At 65.5% G+C, this 20,588-nt stretch carries 19 protein-coding genes; 12 read left to right on the forward strand and 7 right to left on the reverse strand.

What is annotated here, in order from left to right; genetic code table 11:
* Positions 1–38 precede the first annotated feature (38 nt).
* Entirely contained in the window at positions 39–554 is a 516-nt protein-coding gene (locus tag QX108_RS02295) for a TfoX/Sxy family protein (RefSeq protein ID WP_315779064.1), read from the forward strand.
* A gap of 31 nt (positions 555–585) precedes the next feature.
* Here the strand turns inward: QX108_RS02295 and QX108_RS02300 are convergent, their stop codons facing one another.
* Together QX108_RS02300 and QX108_RS02305 are read right to left on the reverse strand one after the other, a co-directional pair.
* The gene (locus QX108_RS02300; protein WP_315779062.1) at positions 586–1,653 is read right to left on the reverse strand and encodes a GGDEF domain-containing protein; all 1,068 of its coding nucleotides are present in this window, start codon (positions 1,651–1,653) and stop codon (positions 586–588) included.
* Between the two features lie 331 nt (positions 1,654–1,984).
* Positions 1,985–3,466, reverse strand: a complete 1,482-nt coding sequence (locus QX108_RS02305; protein ID WP_315779059.1) for a DEAD/DEAH box helicase — start codon at positions 3,464–3,466, stop codon at positions 1,985–1,987.
* Positions 3,467–3,956: 490 nt separating this feature from the next.
* On the opposite strand from QX108_RS02305, the gene QX108_RS02310 reads away from it, so the two are divergent.
* On the forward strand, positions 3,957–5,447 hold the full coding sequence (locus QX108_RS02310; protein WP_409998476.1) for a caspase domain-containing protein: 1,491 nt from the start codon (positions 3,957–3,959) through the stop codon (positions 5,445–5,447).
* 10 nt (positions 5,448–5,457) lie between these two features.
* On the opposite strand, the gene QX108_RS02315 is transcribed toward QX108_RS02310, so the two are convergent.
* The 4 genes from QX108_RS02315 to parE all read right to left on the reverse strand — a co-directional run bounded on the left by QX108_RS02315 (position 5,458) and on the right by parE (position 9,727).
* Positions 5,458–6,225, reverse strand: coding sequence for a glucose 1-dehydrogenase (locus QX108_RS02315; RefSeq protein WP_315779055.1), 768 nt, complete (start codon positions 6,223–6,225; stop codon positions 5,458–5,460).
* Positions 6,226–6,256: 31 nt separating this feature from the next.
* On the reverse strand, positions 6,257–6,442 hold the full coding sequence (locus tag QX108_RS02320; protein WP_009027935.1) for a hypothetical protein: 186 nt from the start codon (positions 6,440–6,442) through the stop codon (positions 6,257–6,259).
* 189 nt (positions 6,443–6,631) lie between these two features.
* Positions 6,632–7,423, reverse strand: coding sequence for a porin family protein (locus QX108_RS02325; RefSeq protein ID WP_315719955.1), 792 nt, complete (start codon positions 7,421–7,423; stop codon positions 6,632–6,634).
* 240 nt (positions 7,424–7,663) lie between these two features.
* Positions 7,664–9,727, reverse strand: coding sequence for a DNA topoisomerase IV subunit B (gene parE, locus QX108_RS02330; RefSeq protein ID WP_315719956.1), 2,064 nt, complete (start codon positions 9,725–9,727; stop codon positions 7,664–7,666).
* Between the two features lie 270 nt (positions 9,728–9,997).
* On the opposite strand from parE, the gene QX108_RS02335 reads away from it, so the two are divergent.
* The 4 genes from QX108_RS02335 to QX108_RS02350 all read left to right on the forward strand — a co-directional run bounded on the left by QX108_RS02335 (position 9,998) and on the right by QX108_RS02350 (position 13,761).
* Complete coding sequence (locus QX108_RS02335; RefSeq protein ID WP_315779053.1) at positions 9,998–10,528, forward strand: DedA family protein; 531 nt, start codon at positions 9,998–10,000, stop codon at positions 10,526–10,528.
* 233 nt (positions 10,529–10,761) lie between these two features.
* Complete coding sequence (locus tag QX108_RS02340; protein WP_315719958.1) at positions 10,762–11,412, forward strand: FMN-binding negative transcriptional regulator; 651 nt, start codon at positions 10,762–10,764, stop codon at positions 11,410–11,412.
* Positions 11,413–11,423: 11 nt separating this feature from the next.
* On the forward strand, positions 11,424–12,416 hold the full coding sequence (gene argC, locus QX108_RS02345) for an N-acetyl-gamma-glutamyl-phosphate reductase (RefSeq protein WP_315779051.1): 993 nt from the start codon (positions 11,424–11,426) through the stop codon (positions 12,414–12,416).
* Positions 12,417–12,534: 118 nt separating this feature from the next.
* A complete protein-coding gene (locus QX108_RS02350; RefSeq protein ID WP_315719960.1) occupies positions 12,535–13,761 on the forward strand; it encodes a threonine ammonia-lyase in 1,227 nt (408 codons plus the stop codon).
* 36 nt (positions 13,762–13,797) lie between these two features.
* On the opposite strand, the gene QX108_RS02355 is transcribed toward QX108_RS02350, so the two are convergent.
* Complete coding sequence (locus tag QX108_RS02355; RefSeq protein WP_315779048.1) at positions 13,798–14,556, reverse strand: SDR family NAD(P)-dependent oxidoreductase; 759 nt, start codon at positions 14,554–14,556, stop codon at positions 13,798–13,800.
* A 163-nt stretch (positions 14,557–14,719) separates the two neighbouring features.
* Here QX108_RS02355 and QX108_RS02360 point away from each other — a divergent pair, with 163 nt between their 5' ends.
* Genes QX108_RS02360 through QX108_RS02385 form a run of 6 tightly spaced genes read left to right on the forward strand, consistent with a single transcriptional unit; the run spans position 14,720 to position 20,584 of the window.
* Complete coding sequence (locus QX108_RS02360) at positions 14,720–15,979, forward strand: extracellular solute-binding protein (protein WP_315779047.1); 1,260 nt, start codon at positions 14,720–14,722, stop codon at positions 15,977–15,979.
* Between the two features lies 1 nt (position 15,980).
* A complete protein-coding gene (locus QX108_RS02365; protein WP_315779045.1) occupies positions 15,981–16,922 on the forward strand; it encodes a sugar ABC transporter permease in 942 nt (313 codons plus the stop codon).
* The gene (locus QX108_RS02370) at positions 16,915–17,763 is read left to right on the forward strand and encodes a carbohydrate ABC transporter permease (protein ID WP_315779043.1); all 849 of its coding nucleotides are present in this window, start codon (positions 16,915–16,917) and stop codon (positions 17,761–17,763) included. Before QX108_RS02365 ends, QX108_RS02370 begins: the two co-directional genes overlap by 8 nt.
* 22 nt (positions 17,764–17,785) lie before the next feature.
* On the forward strand, positions 17,786–18,883 hold the full coding sequence (locus QX108_RS02375; protein WP_315779041.1) for a Gfo/Idh/MocA family oxidoreductase: 1,098 nt from the start codon (positions 17,786–17,788) through the stop codon (positions 18,881–18,883).
* 10 nt (positions 18,884–18,893) lie between these two features.
* Positions 18,894–19,538: a ThuA domain-containing protein gene (locus tag QX108_RS02380; RefSeq protein WP_172109205.1), complete on the forward strand. Its 645-nt coding sequence runs from the start codon at positions 18,894–18,896 to the stop codon at positions 19,536–19,538.
* A complete protein-coding gene (locus QX108_RS02385; RefSeq protein WP_172109203.1) occupies positions 19,535–20,584 on the forward strand; it encodes a LacI family DNA-binding transcriptional regulator in 1,050 nt (349 codons plus the stop codon). The genes QX108_RS02380 and QX108_RS02385 overlap by 4 nt, the downstream gene beginning before the upstream one ends.
* Positions 20,585–20,588 lie beyond the last annotated feature (4 nt).

Here is a 20,588-nt window from a genome sequence, read left to right on the forward strand (position 1 = left end):
ACCCAGGGAGCAACTGGGTGTTGGCGGGAGGTGTCGCGATGGACCGCGAGTTCCTGATCGATCTGTTCGCGGGCTTCGGTCCGGTCACGATCCGGCGGATGTTTTCCGGTTTCGGGATCTCTGCGGACGGCATCAACTTTGCGCTGGCACTGCGCAGCGGCCTCTATCTGCGGGCCGACGAAGCGAGCTTCGGGAAGTTCGAGGCCGCAGGATCCAAGCCGTTTTCGTACGAAACGCGCGCGCGGACCATGACCGTGCGGTCGTACTGGCAGGTGCCGGCGCATCTGTTCGACGACACCGACGAGTTTGCAGTTTGGGCAAGAGAGGCGTTTGCGGCAGCCCAGAGGGCCGCCCTGAGCAAACGGACCAGGACGAAGCGCGGAGCGTCGCGCAGCAAGCCAGCCCCAAGTGAAGCGAAGCCCCGGGCGGCCAAGAAGGCAGTGAAGCCGGCCAAGACGCGGAAGGCTGCCAAGAGCGCCGGCAAGGCGGCCGCAGGGAAGGCGGCCGCGACCGGCCGCAAGACGCGCAGCGGGGCCGCTTCGCGAACGCGCTGAGGGTGCTGGCAACGCCGCAGGTCGGCTGCCGTCAGGCGACCTGGCCGCGCGTGGCCGCCGCATATTCGGGATCGCTCTCGCACACCACCTTGTTGCGGCCGCCGCGTTTGGCGGCATAGAGGCAGGCGTCGGCGCGTTCGATCAGCGCATCGGTGTCGTCGCCGGCGCGGAGCATCGACACGCCGACCGAAATGGTGACGCGACCCAGGATCTCACCGGTCGACTTCTTCTTCAGCTCCTTCGCGGTCACGGCGCGACGGATCTGGTCGGCGACGGTCAACGCCTGCCGCAGCGAAGTGTTCGGCAGCACGACCGCGAACTCTTCGCCGCCGTAGCGCGCGGCGATGTCCTGGCCCTTGATGGCGTGCTTCAGGGTCATTCCCACGAGGCGCAGGACCTGGTCGCCGGTGAGGTGACCGTAGGAGTCGTTGAACGATTTGAAGTGATCGATGTCGAACATCAGCAGCGACAACGGCTGATCGGTCGCAAGCCCCGTCTGCACCGCCGTCTCGATCATCCGGTCGAAATATTTGCGGTTGCCGAGCCCGGTGAGCGGATCGGTCAGGCTCTCGGCACGGATCGCTTCGAGGCTGTGCTGCAGTCCGCTGATCTCGTCCTTGGACAGCGACAGCCGCTCCTCGAGAACCCGGTTGGTCTCCCGCATCTGCTTGGTCGAATGCGCGAGCGCCTCGATGATATCGACGAGCTGCTCGCGGCTGTTGGCCGCGGCGAGCATCCGGTCGGCGCCTGCGAGGCTCGCATCGTAGCTCGCAGTCCGGCCGAGAGCGTCCGTGATCATGGTCATCAGGTCGTCGATCTCGCCGACGACGCGCGCGCCGACCTTGTCGATGCGGTCCGACGTCTTGAGATGCGCGAGATAGGATTCATAGAGCTGGTCGAGATCGGCCTGGGACAGCTTGCCGTTGCGGGACAGCGTTCCGTTGATGATCTCGTTCAGCTGCGCATTGTAGCCCGTCGCATAGACGTACCAGATCTCGTAGTTGCGCGGGTTGGCCGCGTGACGCAACGTCTTGATCTGGCTGAGCGCGACCTCGGCGAAGGCTATCGTGCGTTCGTGTTCATCAAGCGCATTGACCACAACAGGTTCTCCCCAATCGCCCGCGTCGCCGTCACAGCAATGAATTTAAACAATGCCGGCCAAGCTAAAGGACGTGTGTGAACCAGGGGTAAATACGGCCGTAGAGTCACGGGCAAACGTCAAGCGACGCTTACAGGATGGCCGTCATTCCATATGTTCAATGAGCTGCATAAGCGCGCAATTAGCTGCGTCGGAGCGTCGCCAGCACGCAGCATCAGTCACGATCGCGCTGCACTCGCGATCGAACAACTTAACCCATGTGAGACCAGCAGAAGAAAACGCGGGCGGAACTCCGAGCGCCCCTGTCTGCGGAGCCCGGAGCTTGGACCGCTCAGGGGAGCGGCGCGCGGACCGGACGGAGCAGGAACGCGGGCAGATGCGAATGATCGGCCGGCTCGTTGTCGTGGTCGCGTCGCGGCCGTCGGGATTCATTGCGAGGCTGCTCGTTGCGCGGCTGCTCGCTCCGGGCGCTGGGTGCGGGTCGAGGTGAGGCGGGCTGGGCCGAGCGCGGGGCGGCTGCGGCCGGACGCGGCTCCCTCTCGCGCTCGCGCGGCTCGCGTTCACGGTGCTCGCGCTCACGGGGCTCACGCGGCTCGCGCTCACGCGGTGTCTTGCCGCGGCTGCGGCGTGAACTGTCGCGCGGACGGCGCTCACGCGTATCATCATCGCGCGCGGCCTCGGTTACTTCGTAGTCGCCTTCGATGGTCGGAATGCTCTGTCCGATCAGCTTCTCGATCGCGACCATCGACTTCTGCTCGGCAGGGCAGACGATCGAGATCGCGGTACCGGTCCGTCCGGCGCGGCCGGTACGACCGATGCGGTGAACGTAGTCATCCGAATGGTGCGGAACGTCGAAATTGAAGACGTGACTCACTTCGGGAATGTCGAGGCCGCGTGCCGCGACATCGGAGGCCACGAGCAAGGGCAGCTCGCCCTTGCGGAACTGATCGAGCGCCGCGGTGCGGGCCGACTGGTCCATGTCGCCGTGCAGGGCGCCGACGCTGAAACCATGCTTCTGCAGCGACTTGTGAACGATGGCGACGTCGCGCTTGCGGTTGCAGAAGATGATCGCGTTGTTGAGATCCTTGGCATCCCGCAACAGCCTGCGCAGCACCTCGCGCTTCTGATGCGCCTCGCGTCCCGAGGGCACCTGCAGCTGCGTGACGGTGACCGCCGTCGTCGCCGGTTTCGACACTTCGACCTTCTGCGGATTGTGCAGGAAGGCCTCGGTGATGCGCCGGATCTCCGGCGGCATGGTCGCGGTGAAGAACAGCGTCTGGCGGGTGAATGGGACGAGCTTGCAGATGCGCTCGATGTCCGGAATGAACCCCATGTCGAGCATGCGATCCGCTTCGTCGATGACCAGGAGCTCGACGCCGGTGAGCAGCAATCCACCGCGCTCGGTGTGGTCGAGCAGGCGGCCGGGGGTGGCGATCAGGACGTCGACGCCGCGGGTCAGCTTGGCATCCTGGTCCCCGAAGGAGACGCCGCCGATCAGAAGGGCAACGTTGAGCTTCTGTCCGGCGCCGTAGCGGTCGAAATTCTCCTTGACCTGGGCGGCCAGCTCGCGCGTCGGCTCCAGGATCAGGGTCCGCGGCATCCGCGCCCGGGCGCGGCCCTTTTCGAGAATGGTGAGCATCGGCAGGACGAAAGCGGCGGTCTTGCCGGTGCCGGTCTGGGCGATGCCGAGCACGTCGCGGCGCGCCAGAACGTGAGGGATCGCCTGTTCCTGGATGGGGGTCGGGGTGGTGTAACCGGTGGCCGCAACTGCAGCCAACACCTTGTCGGACAAGCCGAGATTGGAAAAGGACATCGAGCCTCTGTGTCACGCGCCAACAGGCGACGGGGCCTCTATTCGACGCCGCCGTTAGGAATCGAGGGGTAAAAGGCTGTGGTCGCGTTCAACCCCGAAACGGCATGCTCTAAGGAAGCTGGGGGTGTTCTGACTTACGCTGACCCGCGGTCAATGTGTGGGAATCGGATCCGATCCCGGCCGCGCTGAACGGGAAGATAGGGGCGAATCCCGCAAAGTCAATGGAAGAGGGGGAGGAAGTGCCGAAAAAGCTTAATGTTTTTGCATTATTTGCAGGCAACCTGTCGTCGAGCTGTCGTATTCGGGTGCTCCGAAGCTCTTGGCGGCCGGTCGCGGAAAGCGCTCTGGTCGAATTGTCGACGGAATTGCGGCGTGTGTTCGGCGGGGAGGAGCGGCCGCAGGCGGTTCGGGCATGAACCGGGGGCGGCGTACCGCCGACTATCGAAGGCGGCAGCCCACGCGATGAGAGCAGGGACGAACGATGAGATCGATGCGGACGTGGCTGGCGTGCGGGCTGGCGGTGCTGGTGGTGGTTCTGGCGCCAGCCGCCGCACAAGCCGAGAAGCGCGTTGCGCTCGTGATCGGCAACAACGACTACCGCTTCGTTCCGAAGCTGCAGAAGGCCGTCAACGACGCACGCACGATGGGCGACACGCTGAAGCAGCTCGGCTTCAGCGTCATGGTCGCCGAGAATCTCAATCGCCAGCAGTTCAGCCAGACATTGCTGACGTTCGACAACGCCGTCGAGTCCGGTGACACCGCATTCTTCTTCTACGCCGGCCACGGATTCGAAATTGCGGGCCAGAACTTCCTGCTGCCGACCGACGTGCCGGCTGCGACTGAAGGACAGGAAGAGTTGGTGCGCGACGCCTCGATCCTCGCGGACCGCATCATCGAGCGGCTGCAGAACAAGAAGGCGCGCACCTCGATTCTCGTCTTCGACGCCTGCCGCAACAATCCGTTCGAGCGTTCGGGCACGCGCGCGGTCGCAGGTGCCGGCGGCCTCGCGCCGATGACCCAGTTGCCCGAGGGCGTGTTCTCGGTGTTCTCGGCCGGTCCTCGGCAGACGGCGCTCGACCGGCTCTCGAACGACGACGCCAATCCGAACTCGGTATTCACCCGCACCTTCGCCAAGGAGCTGACGCAGCCCGGCGTCAACCTGGTGCAGGTGGCGCAGCGGACTCGGCGCGCGGTCAGCGAGCTCGCCGAGACCGTGCGTCACAAGCAGATCCCGGTCTATTTCGACCAGATGGTCGACGACGTCTTCCTCAACGGCATGGCAAAGGGGCCGGCCGCCGCCGACAAGCCCGCCGAGCCGCAGCAGAAGCTCGCAGCGCTTCCTCCCGTCTCCGCGCCGCGCATTCCTCCGGCCAACGAGATCCTGAACGCGCCGATTGCGATGTTCTCGCGCCACAATGGCGGCTGGACGGTCACCTTCTCGATCGCCGATCCCACGCTCGGCATTTCCTGGCGCATGGGGGAGAGCGGAGACTTCCGCGAGACCGGCTTCATGGACGTGCTCGATCCGCGCACGCGCAAGCGCATGCCCAATCCCTCGATCCAATTGCCCGCGGATGCGCCGGCCGGCACTATCCAGGTCCGCTATGTCGATGCATCAGGCGAGATGCAGGGGCCGTTTCCGATCCGCTTCGAGCCGGAGGTCGCGCTGGTGCGCGACCAGCGCAAGATCCTCGATATGACCGCGACCAGCTGGTTGTCGTTCCGCGAGTTCAACGGCCTGCTGGTCTACTACACGCATCTGATGTCGTACCGCTGCGCGATCCGCGAGGTGCGCATCGGCATCGACAGCACCGTGCCGGACAAGGTGCTGAACATGCCCGGCTGCGACATGCGCGATCCGATCGCGATCCCTTCCAACGCCATGCCCTACCTCAAGCTGCCGCCGGCGACGAAGTTCGTCTCGGTCGAGCTGACCTACCGCGACGGCAGCGTCTCCGAGATCAAGAGCTTCCGGCGTTGACGGGCCGGCTTCACGCCATGATCGAATAGCCGCCGTCGACCGGAATCGCGGTGCCCGTGACGAAGTCCGAAGCGGGCGAGCTCAGGAAGGTGGCGATCCCGGCGAAATCGTCGATGTCGCCCCAACGTCCTGACGGCGTGCGTGCCAGCACGCGGTCGTGCAGGCCGTCGATCTGCTTGCGGGCCGCGCGCGTCAGATCGGTGTCGATCCAGCCCGGCAGGATGGCATTGACCTGGATGTTGTCGGGCGCCCAGGCGCAGGCGCAAGCGCGCGTGTATTGCACGATGCCGCCTTTGCTGGCGGCGTAGGCCGGCGCGAAGCTGGCGCCGAAGATCGACAGCATCGAGCCGATATTGATGACCTTGCCGCGGCCTGCGGCCTTGAGTGCGGGGTAGGCGGCCTTCGAGCACAGAAAGGCGCTGGTGAGATTGGTGTCGATCACCTGCTGCCATTCCTCCAGCTCGAGCTGGTGCGGCGGCTTGCGGATGCTCATGCCGGCGTTGTTGATCAGGATGTCGATGCGGCCGAGCTCTGCCGTGACACGCGCAACCATCGCCGCGACGTCGTCCTTGTTGCTGACATCGGCCGTGACCGCGACGGCCCGGACGCCCCGGGCGGTGAGATCGGCCACGGCTGTCTGCGACTTGACCTCGTTGCGGCCGACAACGGCGATATCGGCGCCTGCCTCAGCGAGCCCGCGGGCCATGCCGAGACCGATTCCGCCATTGCCTCCTGTCACGATCGCAACCTTGCCCTTGAGGTCGAAACGGCCCGCCATGCATCATCTCCAGATTGATTTGAAAAAAGGGTCAGCAGGTGCCCTGCCAGATCATCACCAGGCCGAGCGCACCCATGCCGACACCGTAGCCGGCCCATTGCAGCTGGTTGATCATGAAGCTGGTCCGCGGCCACGCCACCACCCCGGTGCCCTGACCAACCCAGAGCAGGCCGACGGCGAGCAGAAGCAGGCCGCCGATCATCAGGAATCTCCGCATGGCCTTTTCCTCCCTCGTCGACCGGCGTCACCGCATGGGAGACGCTGCAGCCGTCTTTTTTGTGAAGTTTTGTGAAGAGGAAGCTAGCGGCGGAAGGGACGGATGACCAGCGGATCGCGCGTCAAAACAAAAAGCCCCAGATCAACCGGGGCTTTTCGCAGCGAATTCGAGATGCCGAGTGGGGACGGCTCAGTACTTGGCGACCACCGGGCCGGTCCAGTTGAAGCGGTAGACCAGCGAGGTGGTGATGGTCTGGACCCACGGCTTGAAGGTGATGTCGCGGCCGAACGCGGCGTTCGTGCCATCCACGCGCTCGGTGATGTTCTTGCGGTCGTAGAAGGCCGAACGGTACTCGGTCTTCATGAACCAGCCCGGCGCGGTGATGCCGAAGAAGTTCAGGTTGTTCTCGACGCCGCCGCCGATGAACCAGCCGCTGCGATCGAAGCCGTCGGTGTGCAGGCCGGAGGGCGCGCCAGTGACCGTGCTGAGGAGAGTGGTGCCCTTCCAGTGCGAGCTGGAGTAGCCGGCGTTGGCGTAGGACAGAACGTTCGGGGCAACGAGATAACCGACGCGCGCGCCGACGGCCCACGAGTAGTCGTTCTTGATGTTGCCGGCGATGAACGGGCCCTGATCCTGGATCGTGCCCTTGATGCTGCCGAACTGACCGTCAGCCAGGATACCGAACACCCAGCTCGGGGTCACCTGCCAGTCGTAGCCGGCACCGGCGGTGCCCAGCCAGCCTTCGCCACCCTGCTTCTGGTTGAGGCCGATGAGAGCGGCACCCGTCGCAGTGCTGACGATGTTGGTGTCAGCGTTCCAGAGGCCGCCACCGCCACCGCCGAAGATGTAGAAGCCGGTCCAGCTCGGCGCGACCGGCGCAGCCATCGGAGCCTTCGCATAGGGGCGGGCGGCCAGATCGGCAGCCGACGCTGCACCCGTCATCGCCACCACCGCGGTCGCAGCAAGCAAAAGCTTTTTCATATTCAATTCCCCAAGAGATCGACGGGTCGGACAGACCGGAAAGCGGCGGCGATTCCCTCGCCGGATGTGCCTGAACTATAGCCGATTGGTGCCCAAAAGCTGTTGCCGGTTGAGCACAGTGGAGGGGAAAGTGCGGTGCGGGACGTCGAGCGCGATGGTAACAGATTGTTTATAAAAAGAAAAAGCAGGCCCACGCGAGTGCGTGGAACCTGCAATCGATGCGAGAAGTTGGGTCAAAAGCTAGACGTCGAGCAGTTCGTCGCTTGCGAACTCCGCCTTTTCCGAGATGAAGGCGAAGCGCGCCTCCGCTTTGGTGCCCATCAGGCGTTCGACGGAGTCGGCGGTGCCGTCGCGATCATCGGCGATCAGCGTCACCCGGAGCAGGGTTCGCTTTGACGGATCCATGGTGGTTTCCTTCAACTGCGCAGGCATCATCTCGCCGAGGCCTTTGAAGCGGCCGATGTCGACCTTGGCGTTGGCGTTGAACTCGCGCTTGAGGATCTCGTCCCTGTGGGCGTCGTCGCGGGCGTAGAACGTCTTGCTGTTGTGGGTCAGCCGATACAGCGGCGGCACGGCCAGGTACAGGTGGCCCTCGTCGATCAGCCGCGGCATCTGCCGGTAGAAGAAGGTGATCAGCAGCGAGGCGATGTGGGCGCCATCGACGTCGGCATCGGTCATGATGATGATGCGTTGATAGCGCAGATCCTCTTCGCGATACGACGTGCCGGTGCCGGCGCCGATCGCCATCACGAGATCGGCGAGCTGGGCGTTGGCGGTCAGCTTGTCCTTGCCGGCGGAGGCGACGTTGAGGATCTTGCCGCGTAGCGGCAGCACAGCCTGCTTCTTGCGGTCGCGCGCCTGTTTGGCGCTGCCGCCGGCCGAATCGCCCTCGACGATGAACAGCTCGGAGCCTTCAGTGCCGGCGTCGGTGCAGTCGGCGAGCTTGCCCGGCAGCCGCAGCTTCTTGGTGGCCGTCTTGCGCGCCGTTTCCTTCTCCTGGCGGCGGCGGATGCGCTCCTCGGCGCGCTCGACAACGAAGTCGAGCAGGCGATTTGCCTGCACCGGGTTGCCGGACAGCCAATGGTCGAACGGATCCTTGACGGCCTGCTCGACGATGCGTTGAGCCTCGGCGGTAGCGAGACGATCCTTGGTCTGGCCCTGGAATTCCGGCTCGCGCACGAACACCGAGAGCATGATGGCGGCGCCCGCCATGATGTCCTCGGAGGTGATGTTGGCTGAGCGCTTGCCTTGGCCGACACGCTCGGCGTGGTCCTTCAGGCCGCGCAGCAGGGCGCTGCGGATGCCCGATTCGTGCGTGCCGCCATCGGGCGTCGGAATCGTGTTGCAGTAGGACGACAGGAAGCCGTCGGCGTCGGCGGTCCAGGCCACCGCCCATTCGCAGCCGCCATGGCCGCCGGTCCGGCCGGACTTGCCGGCGAAGATGTCGGGATGGACCAGCGTGTCGGCGTGGATCGCGGCCGCCAGGTAGTCCTTCAGGCCGCCGGGGAAATGGAAGGTCGCCTCGGGCTGGACGTCCTCGATGCCCTTCAGCAGCGACGGGTCGCACTTCCAGCGGATCTCGACGCCGCCGAACAGATAGGCCTTCGAGCGGGCCATCTTGAACAGGCGCTGCGGCTTGAACGTCGCCTTGGCGCCGAAGATGGTCGGGTCGGGCTGGAAGCGCACCCTCGTGCCGCGCCGGTTGGCGACCTTGCCGATTTCCTCGAGCTTGCCCTTCGGATGGCCGCGCTCGAAGATCATGCGGTAGAGCTTCTGGTTGCGCGCGACCTCGACCTCGAGCCGGGTCGACAGCGCATTCACCACGGAGATGCCGACGCCGTGCAGGCCGCCCGAGGTCTCGTACACCTTGGAATCGAACTTGCCGCCCGCGTGCAGGGTGCACATGATGATTTCGAGGGCCGACTTCTTCGGGAACTTCGGATGCGGATCGATCGGGATGCCGCGGCCGTTGTCGGTCACGGTGAGGAAACCCTCGGCGTCGAGTTCGACCTCGATGAAGGTGGCGTGGCCGGCGAGCGCCTCGTCCATCGAGTTGTCGATGACCTCGGCGAACAGGTGGTGCAGCGCCTTCTCGTCGGTGCCGCCGATATACATGCCGGGCCGGCGGCGCACCGGCTCCAGGCCCTCGAGCACCTCGATGTCACGGGCGGTGTAATCGCCCTCCGCACCCGCCGCGCGGGCGGCTGGCTTGGCCGGGGCCTTGCCCTTGGCGGCGAACGCCGCCAACGGGTCGGCGACACCCTTGCCCTTGGCTTTTGCAGCTGATTTCAACGGCTTACCCATGGAATTTGATGTTGCGCTCGCGCAAGATGGAACGAATCGTTGAGCCTGACTATGCCATGGACGGGCATAAAACAATGACCCCGGAAACATCGCCCCTGGGCGCTCCGGCACCGCCTTCGCCCGTTCCCTGGGCCGATGGACCTTCGTTCACGCAGACGGCCGGTTGTTGTGACTTGAAGTGGGCGGGCCCGGTGGCGTACCAGTCTGAGTCAGGGAACCGCGAAAGCCTTCAAGGACTTAGGGCTCCATAGCGGGAAAGGCATCGAGCAGATGGAAGATTTTGGCCGCGCGGTTGCTGATTTCGTGCGCGACCATCAGGCCTGGGCTGCTCCGATCGTCCTGCTGCTCGCTTTCGGCGAGTCGCTCGCTTTCATTTCGCTGCTGATTCCCGCCTGGGGCGCCCTGGTTGCGATCGGCGCCCTGATCGGGGCGACCGGCATCAGTTTCTGGCCGGTGTGGCTGGCCGGCGGCATCGGTGCAGCGCTCGGCGACTGGGTCTCCTACTGGTTCGGCTACCGCTACAAGGATCGTGTCGCCCAGATGTGGCCGCTGTCGCGCTATCCGGAGTTGCTGCCGCGCGGCGAAGCCTTCGTGCGCGACTGGGGTGTACCGAGCATCTTCATCGGCCGGTTCTTCGGGCCGTTGCGCGCCTCGGTGCCGCTGGCGGCCGGCATCTTCGAGATGCCTTATCTCGTGTTCCAGGTTGCCAATTTCGTCTCGGCGCTGATGTGGTCGGCGGTGCTGCTGCTGTTTGGCGACATCATCGGCCGCATCATGGAATGGCTCTGGCGTGCGGTCTGATGCGCGCCGGAGAGTTGCGATCTTGACGCAGGAACCGTGCGGCCTTATACGCCTGCGCCCATGATCCACGCAGCGACCAACATGATCGCCGGAATGCGCCGTCGTACCCCCGCGGTACGGGCGATGATCTGCGTTTGAGATCACAGCCCTTGCCGCCGGATCCGGTCCCGCGGCAATCCTTCTCCTTGCAGCGCGATTGATCAGGCGGCTCCTTCGTCCAGCAGGAGTTTCCGATGTACACGCCACCGCCCTTCAAGCCTGACCGCGCCGCGAGCCTCGGCTTTGCGGACGCGCGCGGGTTCGGCACGGTCTGCGCGTGGGACGGCAGCAAGCCGATTGCGTCGCTGGTGCCGTTTCACCTGGGGGCGCTGAACGACGGCACGCCGCAGGCGTTCTTTCATGTCGCGCGCAACAATCCGTTGGCCAAGGTTGCCGACGGCGCGACGCCCTGGCTGCTCGCCGTGAGCGGCGCCGATGCCTATGTCTCGGCCGACTGGTACGTGTCGCCCGACCAGGTGCCGACCTGGCTCTATCAGGCGGTGCATCTGACCGGCACGGCGCGGATCCTGTCCGAGGCTGAGCTTGCGCGGCAGGTGGACGAGGTTAGTGCCAAGTTCGAGCAGCGCCTGCTGCCGAAGAAGCCGTGGACCTCGGACAAGATGACGGCGGGACGCCTCGAGGCGATGCGCAAGGCGATCGTCGGAATCGTCATGACGATCGAGACCGTCGAGGGCAGCTTCAAGCTCAATCAGCACAAGTCCGAAGCGGATTACGCGGCGATTGCAGCCAGGCTCGGCGAGCAGTCCGACATCGGCTCGCAACAGATTTCCTCTCTCATGCGGCAGGCGCGGCCCCAGGCCTTTGCCGGCGAACCCCAGACCTGAAGGAGCGTGTCATGACCGTGATCGATAGCAGCCCGCCGAAGGCTCACACCGCAACCGGCGCCGCGACCCGTTCCGTGTTCGTCGACGGCGGCTCGGGGACGACCGGCCTCGGGATCGCCGAGCGGCTGGCGCATCAGAACGACATCGTCGTGAAGACGATCGCCGACGACAGGCGCAAGGATCCCGCCGCCAAGCGCGAGCTGATGGCTGAGGTGGATCTCGTCATCCTCTGCCTGCCGGATGACGCGGCCAAGGAGACCGTCGCGTTGATCGACGGCATGGGCTCGTCGGCGCCGAAGGTGCTGGACGCGTCGACCGCCTATCGGGTCGCGCCGGACTGGGCCTATGGCTTTCCCGAATTGGCGGCCGACCAGGCCGACAAGATCCGGAGCGCGCGCAAGGTCTCCAATCCCGGCTGCTATCCGACCGGCGGCATCGCGCTGCTGCGGCCGCTGGTCGATGCCGGCCTGCTGCCGCAGGACTATCCGGTCACCGTGAATGCGGTGAGCGGCTATTCCGGCGGTGGCAAGACGATGATTGCGGCTTACGAGAACGGCACCGCGCCCAATTTCGAGCTCTATGGCCTCAGTCTCGAGCACAAGCATCTGCCGGAACTGCAGCTTTATTCGCGACTGACGCGGCGGCCGATCTTCATTCCCTCGGTCGGCAACTACCGGCAGGGCATGCTGGTCTCGGTGCCGCTGCAACTGGACACGCTGCCGGGCAAGCCCGGTGGTGCGGACCTGCAGGCCGCCCTGGCAAAGCACTATGCCGGCAGCAAGTATGTCTCGGTGATGCCGCTCGACGGCGCGGCGGCCAGGAGCGGCCGGCTCGAGCCGGAGGCGCTGAACGAGACCAACAAGCTCGAGCTCCATGTGTTCGCGAGCGACAAGCATCACCAGGCGGTGCTGGTGGCGCGCCTCGACAATCTCGGCAAGGGCGCCTCGGGCGCGGCCGTGCAGAACATGAGGCTGATGCTTGGGCTGCCCGATCTCGGGGCCTGAGCTCGACGCGAACCGTCCGACCGCGCCGGCGGTCGGCTCGTATCGGCAATATCGTGCGAGCGCCGGCGCTTCGTCGGCATCGCTGTGCAATGATGCACGTTGAAGGATGGGCAGAGCCATGACCGCCATCGATCTGACCGCGCTGCCCGTGACGTTGAGCGATGTGCGCGCCGCCGCGGACACCATCGGCGGCGCGGTGCTGGCCACCGCCTGCAACCAAAGCCGGACGTTGGGCGAGATCTGCGGTTGCAACATCTGGCTCAAATTCGAGAACCTGCAGTTCACCTCCTCGTTCAAGGAGCGCGGCGCGCTGAACCGGTTGAACGCGCTGTCAGCCGAGCAGCGCGAGCGCGGCGTGATCGCGATGTCCGCCGGCAACCATGCGCAGGGCGTGGCCTACAACGCGCGGCGTCTCGGAATTCCCGCCACCATCGTGATGCCGGTGGGCACGCCGATGGTGAAGGTGGAGAACACCAAACGGCACGGCGCCGACGTCATGATCTCCGGAGCTACGCTGGAGGAGGCGGGCACGTTCGCCAGGGAGCACGGTGCGGCCAAGGGCATGACCATGATCCATCCCTACGACGATCCGCTGATCGTCGCGGGGCAGGGCACGGTCGCGCTCGAGATGCTGGCGGTGGTCCCCGAGCTCGACACGCTGGTGGTGCCGATCGGCGGTGGTGGCCTGATCTCCGGCATGGCGGTCGCGGCGCGCGCCCTCAAGCCGGGCCTGCGCATCATCGGCGTGCAGGCCGAGCTCTATCCGTCGATGTTCAACGCCATCAACGCTAGCGGCCTGCCGATGCGCGGCGATACGCTGGCGGAAGGCATCGCGGTGAAGTCGCCTGGCCGCATCACGACCGAGATCATCCGCCACCTCGTCGACGACATCCTGCTCGTCACCGAGCCGCAGATCGAGCGGGCGCTGGCCACCTTGATCTCGATCGAGAAGACGGTGGTCGAAGGCGCCGGCGCCGTCGGCCTCGCGGCGGTGCTCGCGCACCCCGCGCAGTTCGCTGGACGCAATGTCGGGCTGGTGCTGAGCGGCGGCAACATCGACACCCGCCTGATCGCCTCGGTGCTGACCCGCGAGCTTGCGCGCGAGGGGCGGCTGACGCAGCTGTCGATCGACATCGTCGACCGCCCGGGGCAGCTCGCGGCCGTGTCGGCCTTGCTCGCGGATGCCGGCGCCAACATCATCGAGGTGTCGCATCAGCGCACCTTCTCCGACCTGCCCGCCAAGGCGACCCTGCTGGAGCTGGTGATCGAGACGCGCGACCAGGCGCATCTCAACGACGTGATGACGAGGCTGACCGCAGCCAACTTCAAGGCGCGCTGCACCTGAGGGGACTGCGACGCGATAGACCGACGGAGCAGTCACTCACACCCAGCCGCCATCCACGACGTAGTGCTGAGATGTACAGGCCGATGCCTCCTCGGAGGCGAGGAAGACGGTGAACTTCGCGAGCTCGTCGGGAATCAGCTTCCGCTTCAGGCATTGCCGCTGCATCAGCTCGACCTCGCCTTGCGGGGTCATCCATTTCTCGAGCTGGCGCTCGGTCATAATCCATCCCGGCGCGATCGCGTTGACGCGGATATTGTAGGGGCCGTAGTCGCGCGCCAGCGAGCGCGTCAGGCCGAGCACGGCTGACTTGCTCGCCGTGTAGGCGGCCATGCCGCCTTGTCCGGCCATCCATGAGATCGAACCGTAATTGATGATGACGCCGGCATTCACAGCCTTCATGTCCGGCAGCACGGCCTGCGCAGCGAAGAACTGGTGCTTCAGGTTGACCGCGACGCGGTCGTCCCAATACTCCGGCGTCATCTCCTCGGTGCTGTGTCGTTCGTCGTTGGCGGCATTGTTGACGAGGACGTTGATCGCGCCGTGTGCCTTGCGTGCCTCCGCGACGCCTGCCCGCAAGGCGGCGATGTCGGTCAGGTCGACGCATTGGAAATGCGCGCTGAGACCTTGACCCGACAATTCGCGCTCCAGGCCGCGGCCCTCATCGGCCTTGATGTCGAAGAACACGACGGTGGATCGCTGCTGTGCAAAGCGCCGCACGGTCGCTGCGCCGATTCCCGATGCGCCGCCGGTCACGAGAACGACCTTATGGGCGAGATCGGAATAAGTGGCAGCCATGGACATCTCCCGACTTTGATTTTCGTGGGGCGACGCGCCGCCCAGCTCGACTCCAAAGCTTAGACGCCTCCGAGTGAGGTGCATAGATCAGAATTTTAGTTGCGCACCTCAAAATTTGAGGACAGGATTACCGCAACAAAAGAAGATGGTTGGGAGGACTGTGATGAGACTGCTCGCGAAGCTGGGACTCGCCGCTGCCGCATGCCTGCTCTGGGCCAACGCCGCGAGCGCCGACACCACCGTCAAATGGTTGCACATCGAGGTCAACCCGGCCCAGGTGAAGATCTGGGAGGAGGTCGCCCGCGCCTATGAGGCGTCGCATCCGGGCGTCAAGGTCGAGATGCAGTTCCTGGAGAACGAGGCCTACAAGGCCAAGCTGCCGACCATCCTGCAATCCAAGGACCGGCCGAACATCATCTACAGCTGGGCCGGCGGCGTCCTGAAGGCGCAGATCGAAGCCGGTGTGTTGGAGGACATCACCGATCAGGTGAAGGGTTACAGCGACAGCCTGACCCCGGCAGCGCTCGCGGCCTTCACCGACAATGGCCACGTCTACGGCCTGCCGACCGCGTTGTCGCAGGTCGGCTTCGTCTGCAACAGGGAGCTGATGGCCAAGGCGAAGGTCGATCCCGCTGCCATCAAGACCTGGGACGATCTGCTGGCGGCCGTGAAGACCTTGAAGTCGGCGGGCGTGACCCCGATCGTGGTCGGCGGCGCCGACAAATGGCCGCTGCACTTCTACTGGACGCATCTCGCCGTGCGTATCGGCGGCAAGCCGGCCTTCGAGGCAGCGCTGCGCGGCGAGAACGGCGGCTTCGCCGGCGACACCTTCGTCAAGTCCGGCGAGCTGTTCAAGCAGCTGGTCGATCTCCAGCCGTTCCAGAACGGTTTCCTTGGCTTCAAGAACCCGCAGGCCGTGGGCTATTTCGGCGACGGCAAGGCGGCGATGACGCTCGCGATCAGCTCCGTCTACAATCTCCAGCGGGCGCTCGCGGCCGACAAGGTGGGCTTGGGCGAGGACAAGATCTGCTGGTTCGATTTTCCGACGGTGGCGGGCGGCAAGGGCGCGCCGACCGACACGCTCGGCGGCATCACCGGCTGGCTGATCACGAAGGGCTCGCCGAAGGAAGCGGTCGACTTCCTCAAATACTTCATCTCGAAGGACGTACAGACGCGGCTTGCGGCCGGCAACTTCATCGTTCCGGTGGTGCAGGGCGCCGACGCCGGCCTCAACAACTCCTTCATGAAGCAGATCGCGTCGAATCTGGCGAAGTCGAACTATCACCAGAACTTCTACGATCAGAGCCTCGGTCCTTCGGTCGGTCGCGTCGTCAACGACGCCTCGGCGGAGATCGCCGGCGGCAGCATGAGCCCGCAGGAGGCGGCCAAGACGATCGAGGCTGCGCGCAAGCAGGGCAATTGACGTGGCGCGACCGATTGCGAGTTCGCCGGCGATGGGCGTTGCGCAGCCATCGCGCGCCGCCCAGGTGGTGCGCGGGCCCAGCTGGGACGGCCGCTTCACCGTCCTGATCCTGTTCCTGCCGCCGGCGCTGATGTTGTTCACGCTGTTCGTCGTGCTGCCGATCGGCGAGGCCGCCTGGTACTCGGCCTTCAACTGGAACGGCTTCGGCAAGCCGACCAACTGGATCGGGCTCGACAATTACCGCTTTGTGCTGGAGACGCGCGCGTTCTGGCTGGCGCTGCGCAACAACGGCCTGATCATCGCGGTCTCGCTGTGCGTGCAGCTGCCGCTGGCCCTGGCGCTGGCCCTGATGCTCGCGGAGCGGTTCCGCGGCGCGGTGGCGCTGCGCATGCTGTTCTTCATGCCCTACATTCTCGCCGAGATCGCGACCGGGCTGATCTTCAGCTTCGTCTATGACGGCGATTACGGCCTGGTCGCCTCGATCTGGCGCAGCTTCGGCGCCGAGCCGCCGCATCTGCTGGCCTCGACCGACACGGCGATGCTGGCGGTGCTGATCGTCATCGTCTGGAAATATTTCGGCTTCCACATGATGCTGTTCATCGCGGCGCTGCAAAGCATCGACAAGAGCCTGGTCGAGGCCGCGCGGATCGACGGCGCGACGCGGGCGCAGAGCCTGCGTCACGTCGTCGTCCCCTTGCTCTATCCGACGATCCGGCTGTCGGTGTTCTTTGCCGTCGTTGGCTCTTTGCAGCTGTTCGACCTGGTCATGCCGCTGACCCGCGGAGGGCCCGCCGATTCCTCGAACACGATGGTGAGCTTCCTCTACAACAACGGCATCTCGCGCATGCGCGTCGGCTACGGCAGCGCCATCGGCGTCATCCTGTTCGTGATCTGCGTGACCTTTGCCTTCACCTACAAGCGATGGTTCATGCGCGATGAATAGGACAGAGACCACAACAGCGCCGTTCGATCCCGCGGCACTGTTCAAGGCGGCGTTCCTGACACTCGTCGCCATCTTCGTGCTGGTGCCGCTGCTTGCGACGTTCCTCGGCGGCTTCAAATCTCTGGGCGAATTGCGCGTCAATCCGTTCGGCCTTCCCCAGCATTGGGAGTGGCAGAACTATGCCGAGATCCTGTTGTCCGGTCGCTACTGGCAGCTGCTTCGCAACTCGCTCATCATCTCGACCCTGACGGTGGCCCTGACCCTGATCGTCGCTTCCATGGCGGCGTTCACCTTCGCCCATGTCCGGTTCTTCGGAAGCTCGATGCTGCTGAGCTATCTGACGCTAGGCCTGCTGTTTCCGGCGGCGACCGCGGTGCTGCCACTGTTCATCAAGGTGCGAGATCTCGGGCTGCTCGATACCTACTTCGGCGTGGCGCTGCCGCAGGTCGCCTTCAGCCTCGCGATGAGCGTGCTGCTGCTGCGGCGCTTCTTCAAGGACATCCCCTATGAGCTGCTCGAAGCCGCTCTGGTCGACGGCTGCAGCTACGTCAAGTTCTTCCGCTATGTGACGCTGCCGCTGTCGCGTCCGATCCTGGCGACCGTCGGCACCATCACCTTCGTGAACAGCTGGAACGCTTATCTCCTGCCGCTCGTGATGCTCAACTCCGACGCGCTGTATCCCTGGCCGCTCGGCATCATGGTCTATCAGGGCGAGTATTCGTCCGAGTGGCACCTGATCCTCGCCTTCATCACCCTGACCATCCTCCCCACCATCATCCTCTTCCTTCTGGCGCAGAAGCACATCGTTGCCGGCCTGACGTCGGGTGCGGTCAAGGGATGAACGGGGCCTCACGGAGACCACAATGAGAAGAGTAGGCATCGGCATCGTCGGCTGCGGCGTCATCAGCTCCGCTTATCTGAAGGCGGCCCAGCGCTTCCCCGTCCTGGAAGTGAAGGCACTCGCCGACATGCGCAGCGACGTCGCCGAACGGCAGGGTGCTGCTTTCGGCCTGCCGGCCATGCGGGTCGACCAGCTCCTCAGGCGCGATGACGTCGAGATCGTCGTCAATCTCACCGTGCCGCTCGCCCACACCGATGTCAGCCTTGCGGTGCTGAATGCCGGCAAGCACGTCCATTCCGAGAAGCCGCTCGGCATCGATGTCGCCGAGGCCCGCAAGGTGATCGAGCTCGCCGCGCAGAAGAACCTGCGCGTCGGCTGTGCCCCCGACACCTTTCTCGGCGGCGGACACCAGACCGCGCGCAAGCTGATCGACGACGGCGCGATCGGAAAGCCCGTGGCGGGGAGCGCGTTCTTCGGCTGCCCCGGGCATGAGCGCTGGCATCCCGCGCCGGGCTTCTACTATCTGCGGGGCGGCGGGCCGATGCTCGACATGGGGCCGTATTACATCACCGATCTCGTGCAGCTGCTCGGGCCAGTCGCCGGCGTGCAGGGCTCGACCGCGCGCCCGCGTGCGGAGCGCCGCGTCACCAGCGAGCCGATGAATGGCACGCTGATTCCGGTCGAGGTCGCCACCCATGTCGCGGGCACGCTCGAATTCGAGAGCGGGGCGTTGGTGTCGGTCACGATGAGCTTCGACGTGCCGAAGCACCGACACGCGCCGATCGAGATCTATGGGGAGGAAGGCAGCATGCTGGTACCGGACCCGAACCGCTTCGGCGGCGAGGTCCAGGTCGCCAAGACCGGTGGCGACTGGGAGACGGTGCCGCTGACGCACGGCCACGTCGACGGCGAATTCCGCTCCATCGGCGTCGCCGACATGGCCACCGCGATCCTGAACGAGCGGCCGCACCGCGCCAGCGGCGCGCTCGCCTTTCATGTGCTGGAGGTAATGGAGGCCTTCCAGACCTCCGCCAGCGAAGGCCGGCGCGTCAGGATCGAGAGCCGCGTCGAGCGGCCGGCGATGCTGCCGGCGGGGCGCGAAACCGGACAGATCGACTGAGGACGGACACATGCGCAAGGCAATGATTGTATGGGGCGGCTGGCCGGGGCACGACCCTGATTTGTGCGCCTCGATGATCCGCGGCTGGCTCAAGGCGGAAGGCTTCGAGGTGCGGATCGAGACCACGACCGCGGCGTTTGCGGACCCCGCGATTTTCGATCTGTCGCTGATCATCCCGATCTATACGATGTCCAAGATCGAAAAGGCCGAAGCGCTCAACCTCTGCGCGGCGGTCCGCAGCGGCGTCGGCTTCGCCGGTCATCATGGCGGCATGTGCGACGCCTTCCGCGATTCGGTGGATTACCAGTTCCTCTGCGGGGGGCAGTGGGTCGCGCACCCCGGCAATATCATCGATTACCGTGTCGACTTGACCAGGCCGGACGATCCCATCATGAAGGGCCTGAAGAGCTTCGAGCATCGTTCCGAGCAGTATTACATGCATGTCGACCCGGCCAACGAGGTGTTGGCCACGACCACCTTCACCGGCGAGCACGCCCCCTGGATCGAGGGGGTGGTGATGCCGGTGGTCTGGAAGAAGCGCTATGGCGCGGGCAGGGTCTTCTACTCCTCCCTCGGCCACCGCGCCTACGAGCTCGACGTCCCTGAGATCCGGACGTTGATGACCCGCGGCATGCTATGGGCGGCGCGCGCGTGACAGCTGAGGCGACCCCGTTGCCGGTGCGGGCCACGCTCGAAGATGTCGCGCGGACGGCGGGCGTGTCGCTCGCCACCGTCGACCGCGTGATCAACCGTCGCGAGGGCGTGCGGGCGAAGACGGTTGCGCGGGTCGAGGCCGCCGTTGCGAAGCTCGGCTACCGCGCCGACATCGCCGCTGCGCGGCTCGCCCGCGGACAGAGCTTCCGCTTTGCCTTCGTGCTGCCGACCGGCGGCAACAGCTTCATGACCAATCTGACGGAGCAGGTGCGGCACACCGCGGAGTGGCTGGCCGGGCAGCGCGGCTTCATCGATATCATCCATGTCGACGTGTTCGATCCGGACGTGCTGGCCGGCGCGCTGGAGACCTTGTCGCCGGCCTATCAGGGCGTCGCCGTCATCGCGCTCGACCATCCCAGAGTGCGGGCCGCGATCGACGAGCTCTCCGCCCGCGGCGTTGCCGTGGTGACGCTGGTGTCGGATGCGCCGAGCTCGCGCCGTCTGCATTATGTCGGGATCGACAATCCGGCTGCGGGGCGGACGGCGGCGACGCTGATGGGACGGTACCTCGGCGGTCAGGAGGGGACCGTCGCTGTCATCGCCGGATCGCTGTCGCTGCGCGATCATGCCGAGCGGCAGTTCGGCTTCAGCCAGATCCTGTCCAGCGAGTACCCGAACCTGCGCGCCTTGCCAGCCCTCGAGGGACGCGACGACAGCGAGCGCACGCGGGAGCTCACTGCCACGCTGCTCGCGCGCCATGGCGACCTGCGCGGCATCTATTGCTGCGGCGCCGGCAACCGCGGCATTGCCGATGCGCTGGAAGCCTCGGGCCGGGCGCGCGAGGTGGTCTGGATCACGCATGAGCTGACCCAGCACACGAGGCGGTTCCTGGTCCGCGGCACGTGCGACGCCATCATCAACCAGGATCCGGGCCACGAGGCGCGCTCCGCGGCACGGGTCCTGCTCGCGCATTGCTCGGGCGAGCCGATCAGCCCCGATCAGGAGCGCATCCGCATCGACATCTTCCTGCGGGATAATCTGCCGTAGCTGA

It is taken from the genome of Bradyrhizobium sp. SZCCHNR1002, from assembly GCF_032381435.1.
Lineage (GTDB): Bacteria > Pseudomonadota > Alphaproteobacteria > Rhizobiales > Xanthobacteraceae > Bradyrhizobium > Bradyrhizobium aeschynomenes.

Coding starts and splice junctions, on each gene's coding strand:
- QX108_RS02295 (WP_315779064.1), top strand. CDS start 39: ATGGACCGCGAGTTCCTGATCGATCTGTTCGCGGGCTTCGGTCCGGTC.
- QX108_RS02305 (WP_315779059.1), bottom strand. CDS start 3,466: ATGTCCTTTTCCAATCTCGGCTTGTCCGACAAGGTGTTGGCTGCAGTT.
- QX108_RS02310 (WP_409998476.1), top strand. CDS start 3,957: ATGCGGACGTGGCTGGCGTGCGGGCTGGCGGTGCTGGTGGTGGTTCTG.
- QX108_RS02315 (WP_315779055.1), bottom strand. CDS start 6,225: ATGGCGGGCCGTTTCGACCTCAAGGGCAAGGTTGCGATCGTGACAGGA.
- QX108_RS02320 (WP_009027935.1), bottom strand. CDS start 6,442: ATGCGGAGATTCCTGATGATCGGCGGCCTGCTTCTGCTCGCCGTCGGC.
- QX108_RS02325 (WP_315719955.1), bottom strand. CDS start 7,423: ATGAAAAAGCTTTTGCTTGCTGCGACCGCGGTGGTGGCGATGACGGGT.
- parE (WP_315719956.1), bottom strand. CDS start 9,727: ATGGGTAAGCCGTTGAAATCAGCTGCAAAAGCCAAGGGCAAGGGTGTC.
- QX108_RS02335 (WP_315779053.1), top strand. CDS start 9,998: ATGGAAGATTTTGGCCGCGCGGTTGCTGATTTCGTGCGCGACCATCAG.
- QX108_RS02340 (WP_315719958.1), top strand. CDS start 10,762: ATGTACACGCCACCGCCCTTCAAGCCTGACCGCGCCGCGAGCCTCGGC.
- argC (WP_315779051.1), top strand. CDS start 11,424: ATGACCGTGATCGATAGCAGCCCGCCGAAGGCTCACACCGCAACCGGC.
- QX108_RS02350 (WP_315719960.1), top strand. CDS start 12,535: ATGACCGCCATCGATCTGACCGCGCTGCCCGTGACGTTGAGCGATGTG.
- QX108_RS02355 (WP_315779048.1), bottom strand. CDS start 14,556: ATGGCTGCCACTTATTCCGATCTCGCCCATAAGGTCGTTCTCGTGACC.
- QX108_RS02360 (WP_315779047.1), top strand. CDS start 14,720: ATGAGACTGCTCGCGAAGCTGGGACTCGCCGCTGCCGCATGCCTGCTC.
- QX108_RS02370 (WP_315779043.1), top strand. CDS start 16,915: ATGAATAGGACAGAGACCACAACAGCGCCGTTCGATCCCGCGGCACTG.
- QX108_RS02375 (WP_315779041.1), top strand. CDS start 17,786: ATGAGAAGAGTAGGCATCGGCATCGTCGGCTGCGGCGTCATCAGCTCC.
- QX108_RS02380 (WP_172109205.1), top strand. CDS start 18,894: ATGCGCAAGGCAATGATTGTATGGGGCGGCTGGCCGGGGCACGACCCT.